We start from the raw sequence: 6,649 nt of genomic DNA, 5'->3' as shown, positions 1-6,649 counted from the left end.
TGGTCAGTGGAATGTATACCACACAAACTTCTGCATTGAGCGGATATACAAATGGTAGTTTTGAACTTAACCTAAGATTAAGTTTACCTAAATAAAATTATAATATCTTTTTTTATACCTTAGGATCATAAAAAAATGCTCCCAACACATATTAAATTCACAACCCAATACGACTGCAGGCAGCTTCAGCAAGAGCTGAATTATTGCCTGCAGCGCGAATGGCCACTCCATTTCAATTCTCAGGATTTCAATGGGGACTGGAGAAGTATTGCGCTCCGCTCCATCAGCGGAATGCCGGATGACATCTATGCACACACTGGCCAGGGCGCGTATAAAGACACATCTTTATTAGCAGAAACACCTTACATCAAAGAAATTATAGATTCCTGGAAATGTGAAAAAGAAGCTATCCGCTTACTCGCGCTGGCACCGGGAAGTATCATCAAGCCACACCGGGATCCTGGATGCGCCTATAAAGATGGTGTTTTAAGAATCCATATCCCGGTGGTTACCAATCCTGGAGTGATGTTTACGGTGAACAACCACAAGCTCCATCTAAATGAAGGAGAATGCTGGTACATGGATTTTAGCAGTACACATAGCATCGTAAACGAAGGCTTAAGCACCAGGGTTCACTTGATTATAGATGGAATCAGAAATGAATGGACAGACCTCCTCTTTGAAAATCATGGTTACAAAATAGCTAACGAGCCAAAGGCAAATGAATTTGATGAAGAGACCAGAAATAAAATTATAACCGAACTGGAACTTCAGGATACCGACACTGCACGCAGCATCATTGCAAGTCTAAAAGGAATCATTTCATAATGAATACAACAGAACATCCTTTAAAAAACTGGCTGCCCCACCAACTGTCATACAAAGAAAAAGACGGATGGAAACTGGCATGGATGGACCTGGAAGATATAAAAATAACAGCACCTTTCTTTGAGCAGACCATTAGTGAATGTAGTATTAAAAGAAAAGAAAAATACAGAATTGCAAGCTGCAGTTCGATCGATTTTCTGACCAGTGTAGCGGAAGAGGTTCCCCATCTGAAACCCAACGCTTTCATTTTTCATGTATCACGCTGTGGTTCGACCCTGATCACACAAGCCTTCTCTGAGGAGGAGCAGAACATTGTCATCTCGGAAGCACCGCTATTAGATGAAATATTAAGAGCTGAAGAAAAAGATCCAAAAATAACTTTAACCGAAAAAAAACATTTATTCAAGGCCGCTACAAACCTGATGGGACAATTCAGAAATACGAAAGAATCAGCCTTCATCATCAAACTCGACAGCTGGCATCTCCATTTTTATGAACAACTGAGAGCCTGGTTTCCTGACACTCCTTTTTTCTTCCTATCCAGAAAACCTGATGAGGTATTGGCTTCGCATAAAAGACTGCCAGGATTGCATAGCATCCCGGGAATGATTAACAAAAAATTGCTTCAAATCGATCCTGAAGAAGAATATGGAGGTGACTTTAGCCGGTATACTGCTGACGTTTTACAACAGTACTATCAGCAGATGCTGGAGATTCAAAGACAGCAACACCCCAAAAATGCCTTTGCCGATTATGCAGATGGTGCTGCTGAAATGATTAGACAGTTCTCTTTATTTAGCGGGATTGACATCAAAAATCCGGAAAACATTAAAATCAGACTAGGCTACCACAGCAAAGCCCGATCAGAACCATTCAGAAAAGAACCATCGATAGGTCCGGAGAACCAATATGAGCAAGCCAACAGGGCTTATGAAAACTTCAGGACAATATAATTCAACAAAGACATAGGACAATAAAAATGACAGATTGCAATTTCACCACACTCTTTTATGAAACACATCAGCAAAGAAGGATAGGAAAGAATGAACCCATACCTGAGAATTTTGACCATATGGAAACCATATGGCTTAATTTTTACGGACTAGGTAAGTTTGAAACCTATTTTTTTCTATACGCTGATTGTAAGGATTTCCAACACTTTAAAGACTGGGTAATCCAGCTTAAAGGTCAGGACTTCGTTGTTGAAGCGGACCAAAAATTCAAGCAATGGCAGAACAACCAGTACCAGGAAACCGAAAATCCGGGAGCCTTTCCGAAAGTACTCAGCCCTGAACAAATCCAATTCTGGGAGGAAAATGGGTATTTAAAGATTAGCAAAGTGGTTGATGGGCAGCGCTGCGATGAGGTAACGCGACAGATCTGCCGACACCTGAATGTAGACCTGAATCATCCGGCAACCTGGTATATGGAACACCCGGACTGGCAAGGCATCATGGTTCAACTCTATCAAAATGAAGCTATGGAAGCCATTAGAGAACAGGAAAATATCAGACAAATATTTGCCGATCTCTATCAAACCGATCATTTGGTAGCAAACATAGAAAAGCTGGGTTATAATCCCCCTGAATGTGAAATTTGGGGATTCAATCATGGAAAATTACACTGGGACCTGGATTTGGACAAGCCTGTTGAATTTGAAGTTCAGGGAATACTGTACCTAAATGAGGTTCCTGAAAACAGAGGCCCGATACAACTTGTACCGGGTTTTCATCAACGTTTTGAAGATTGGATAGCACCGTTTACCTCTCTGGAGAGGGCACACACATCGATGCGGTTAACGGAAGTTCCTCAGCGGATCGCGGGAGAACAGGGAGACCTTATTCTCTGGAGAAACACGATTCCACATGCTGCCACCAATAACAATTCAAATCTTCCAAGATTTGTTCAATACCTAAGTTTCTCTAAATTATAATCAGGTAGAAATTATCCTTCATTGTGTTCTTCCCAAAGCGGAAAAAATACAATGAAGGAATATTGGAGTTTAAGCGCAACGCATGGCCATACGTCTAAGCGCTGCATAAGTATCCTTAGGGCTTAAGTGATTCGGCGCACCAGATATATTGAAACGGTGATGAAACCCTGTAACCATATTGACATGGTTAAATTCAAACTTCATTTCCCCAACAGTTCGCCCCTCAGATGCAGATTGACTCAGGTATACGGCCCATTTTTTTGCATTTTGTAACGCTTTCGCATTGGTCATCAGCTTTTTCTCCTGACTTCCGATAATCAGGTCTATATACTCAGACGCAGCAGCAAGCTTTTGATCATCATATTTTTTATGCTCATCATCAAGCTGAGACAAGCAAATTACAAAATCACAGTTCAATTCCTTTTTTAGCATTTTTGCCACCTCATTTACGCATTTGAAAGGATTTGAAACCGCAACACCAGGAATGTTTACCATAGCGCCTAGTCCTGTAATGCCTATTTTCAGATTTCCTGATTTCAACACGAGGTACTTTTTAATTCTGGAAGACAGTTCACTGTGACTGAAATCATAGTTACAATTCAGTAAAGGAAAACTGATCGAAGGCAGTAAGGCAGCAAAATGCTCCTGCCCCATACTTAATTCCTGCTCACCAACATTTACCGCATGGTAGCCCAGTTTATTCATCACTGCAATCATCGGGAGCTGATCCTCTTGTGTTCCCTCTTTTTTCAGGAAATTTCCTGAGTCAAGAATCAGACCCGAAATCGTCGTGCTTCTGAACAGGCTATTCACCCTTATTAATTCGTTAAACTGTCCTTTACCTGAATTGATACATCCTGACAACCCACCTGTATGAGAGATTTTAAGCAATTCTGTGGAAAGCTTATTGGGGGTTTTACCGGAAGCAGCCAATGTATTTAGCGGTTTGCCGAACAGGACTGTTCCTGCAAGAATTGAAGAATTCTTTAAAAATGATCTTCGTTTTGATATCATAGAGCGTTAATTTTTGAAACAAAAATTAGAAAAAAAAGCGATACAACGTAATAAATAAAAAATTATTACCAACATTGGCATTTTTAAACTATTTTTATCAAAATTATTGTCAAGGGGGACAATAACAGCTACTTAAGGAATGATTTTCTATGCATTCTTATGTAGCAATACAAAATAATTTATCTACGCTCTCAAGTCATGGAAATTATTATTTTCACCAGTAGTTCATTATTTGTTAAAACAGTGTCGGGTTTAACCAGCCATTGTGTACTTGCCGGAATCGTAATTCCAGAAGAGTTTAATTACGATTTATCAGGTACCATTCAGTATGCCGAAACAAATAATATTCCGTTATTAAGGATCAACAAAAACGATCTGCAAGCAGGCGGCAAACTGACATCCTGGATGTCTGCGCTTCATGCTACAGCAGTCTTGGTGATGACCTTTCCTTTTAAAATTCCGGAACACATCTTAACACTTCCTGAAAAAGGGATCTTTAATGTTCATTTCAGTAAGCTTCCTGCTTACAAGGGATCAGCTCCGCTATTCTGGCAATTAAAGAATGGAGAAAGCCAGAGCTGTCTGACGGTTCATCAAATGACACCCGAACTGGACGAAGGCCCTGTTGTTTTTAGTCAGGATATGCCATTCATGTCAGGAGAAAATTATGGGATCGCAAAAGCTCGTTTAACTCAATTACTGACCCTGAATCTGGGGAAAATCATTCAGTCCATTGCTGCTGGCAAGTACGATCAACCGCAGAAAACAACCGGTGAGAGTTTCTTTAAAAGCCCGGAAATAAGTGACCTGACGATACAATGGGATCAGCAAACAGCAGAGGAGATTGAAAATCTGGTGAACGCAGCGAATCCATTGTACAACGGAGCAATCACCACGATGAATGGCCAGGAATTACGAATCCTGGAAGTATCCCTGATGAATGTAGAATTTAATCCCGGAACAACCCTTCCAGGAACAGTCTTCCATGTTGACCCCCACCATGGACCTATTGTGCTGACTACAGATCAAAAACTACTGCTAATTAATATTTTGGAAACCCCTGAGGGCGTCTTCAGTGGAAAAAAAATATGCGCAATGGGCTTAAAAGCAGGAGATCAATTTTTGAATTTAAATTAATCTATAAACACCACCACCTTAGTATTTCCTTCACGGAATTAACTGAAATTTTAAATTAACGTGCCACTCAAAATGAAAAATCGATTCATGAGATCTCTCACCACACTATTCATCTTCTGTTTTTTCTGTCTATGCGGATTCAAAAGCATCGGACAAATAACAACAGGAGACATTGCCATCATTGGCTACAATGGAAACTCCAATCCAGCCGAACTGGCGATCGTCACGCTTGCGGCTATTCCCTCAGGGCAAATCATTCAGATTACCGACAGGAGTTGGAATCCGAGTACAGGTTTCGATGAAACCAATGTCGTAGCGGAAGGCTTAATCACCTGGACAACAACCGCTTTAATTCCCGCAGGAACGATTATCAAAGTTTCGATAACGCCCGGCGTAACACCTACCGTAGCCGGACTTAGTTCTTATGGGACAGTCAATGCTACCGGATGGGGAACGCTCGTTACTGCCGCCGGTGGTGACAACTGGTTTATCTACACAGGCGCTATTAGTAGTCCGAACTTTCTTTATGCCTTTGCCAACTGGTTTACAAACTCTCCGGGAGGAGCCGCTACGGTAACCCCATGGCAAACCGGCGGAGCGATCAACGCCACAACCTCCTATTTGCCCCCTGTTTTAGCTGCCGGAAATTATTCCGCGGCCTTTACAGGAAACGTTCTTCATGGAGACTTCGTTATTTATACCGGTACTATTCAAGGTACCAAAGCGCAAATACTCGCAAGCCTGGCCGGAACAACCAACTGGTCGCATAACGAAGTTACTCCGGTTGTCTTAACTCCCGGAGGCACGGGTTTCCCGGGAACCAATCCAATTTTCAAATTGCCTCCTACGGTAACACAAGTCACCTCATCGATCGCGAACGGAACGTATAAAATTGGAGATATAATTCCTGTTAATGTCATTTTTTCAGCGCTCGTAAACGTAACCGGAACACCAACCCTGAGCTTAAATACCGGCGCAACTGTTAATTATAGCGGTGGAACCGGCACAAATACCCTTACATTCAGTTATACAGTAACCAGCGGACAAAGTTCTGCTGACCTCGACTACTCCTCTACTACTGCGCTAAGCCTCAATGGAGGAACGATCAAGGATGCAGGGAGTACTGACGCGACACTTACACTTGCCAGTCCCGGAGCTGCTAACTCCCTTGGCAATAACAAAGCGATTGTCATAGATGGAATTGCTCCGACTGTGGCTTCTGTAAACTCAAGCACGGCCAATGGTAGTTACAAAGCGGGAGCAGTCATTAATGTGACCCTGAATTTTTCTGAAGCGATTACCGTTACAGGAACGCCTCAGCTTGCTTTAAATTCCGGTGCTACGGCCAATTATGCCAGCGGAACAGGAACATCTTCACTGGCCTTTACCTATTCCGTACAGCCAACAGATGCCAGCCCTGACCTGGATTACACCAGTACTGCAGCGCTCAGCCTGAACGGTGGCACACTTAAAGATGCCGCAGGAAACGATGCCACCTTAACCCTGGCTGCCCCCGGAGCTGCAAACTCTTTAGCTGCCAACAAAAATATTGTCATCGATAACACTGCTCCCCTGGTGAGCTCGGTAAACTCCAGCCTTGCAAACGGGACCTATAAAATTGGGGACCTTGTACCGGTAACAGTCAACTTCTCTGAAGCAGTAACCGTAACAGGAACACCAACACTGAGCCTGAATTCAGGAGGAACCGCAACTTATGCCAGTGGAACGGGAAGTGCA

Annotated in this window: 5 protein-coding genes and 1 pseudogene; 5 read left to right on the top strand and 1 reads right to left on the bottom strand. The window is 42.5% G+C overall.

Annotated features, from left to right (window positions below):
- Positions 1 to 135: 135 nt before the first annotated feature.
- The 3 genes from BUC20_RS33445 to BUC20_RS33435 are packed head-to-tail and all read left to right on the top strand — an operon-like array spanning position 136 to position 2,761.
- Positions 136 to 828 carry an aspartyl/asparaginyl beta-hydroxylase domain-containing protein gene (locus BUC20_RS33445; protein WP_073239191.1) on the top strand — a complete coding sequence of 231 codons (693 nt, stop codon included), beginning with the start codon at positions 136 to 138 and terminating at the stop codon, positions 826 to 828.
- Positions 828 to 1,781, top strand: coding sequence for a hypothetical protein (locus BUC20_RS33440; protein WP_073239189.1), 954 nt, complete (start codon positions 828 to 830; stop codon positions 1,779 to 1,781). The genes BUC20_RS33445 and BUC20_RS33440 overlap by 1 nt, the downstream gene beginning before the upstream one ends.
- A 26-nt stretch (positions 1,782 to 1,807) precedes the next feature.
- On the top strand, positions 1,808 to 2,761 hold the full coding sequence (locus tag BUC20_RS33435; protein WP_084529538.1) for a phytanoyl-CoA dioxygenase family protein: 954 nt from the start codon (positions 1,808 to 1,810) through the stop codon (positions 2,759 to 2,761).
- Positions 2,762 to 2,830: 69 nt separating this feature from the next.
- Here BUC20_RS33435 and BUC20_RS33430 read toward each other — a convergent pair whose 3' ends face one another.
- Positions 2,831 to 3,775 carry a bifunctional UDP-sugar hydrolase/5'-nucleotidase gene (locus BUC20_RS33430; protein WP_073239185.1) on the bottom strand — a complete coding sequence of 315 codons (945 nt, stop codon included), beginning with the start codon at positions 3,773 to 3,775 and terminating at the stop codon, positions 2,831 to 2,833.
- A gap of 198 nt (positions 3,776 to 3,973) precedes the next feature.
- Between BUC20_RS33430 and BUC20_RS33425 the strand changes: the two genes are divergently transcribed.
- Together BUC20_RS33425 and BUC20_RS33420 are read left to right on the top strand one after the other, a co-directional pair.
- Positions 3,974 to 4,912, top strand: coding sequence for a methionyl-tRNA formyltransferase (locus BUC20_RS33425; RefSeq protein WP_073239184.1), 939 nt, complete (start codon positions 3,974 to 3,976; stop codon positions 4,910 to 4,912).
- Positions 4,913 to 4,999: 87 nt separating this feature from the next.
- Positions 5,000 to 6,649: pseudogene (locus tag BUC20_RS33420) on the top strand (hypothetical protein); the annotation flags it as partial.

The sequence above is a fragment of the Pedobacter caeni genome, assembly GCF_900129215.1.
Taxonomy (GTDB): Bacteria; Bacteroidota; Bacteroidia; order Sphingobacteriales; family Sphingobacteriaceae; genus Pedobacter; species Pedobacter caeni.
Note: the sequence above shows the minus strand (reverse complement) of the source record. Positions and strands in the feature narration are given on the sequence as shown.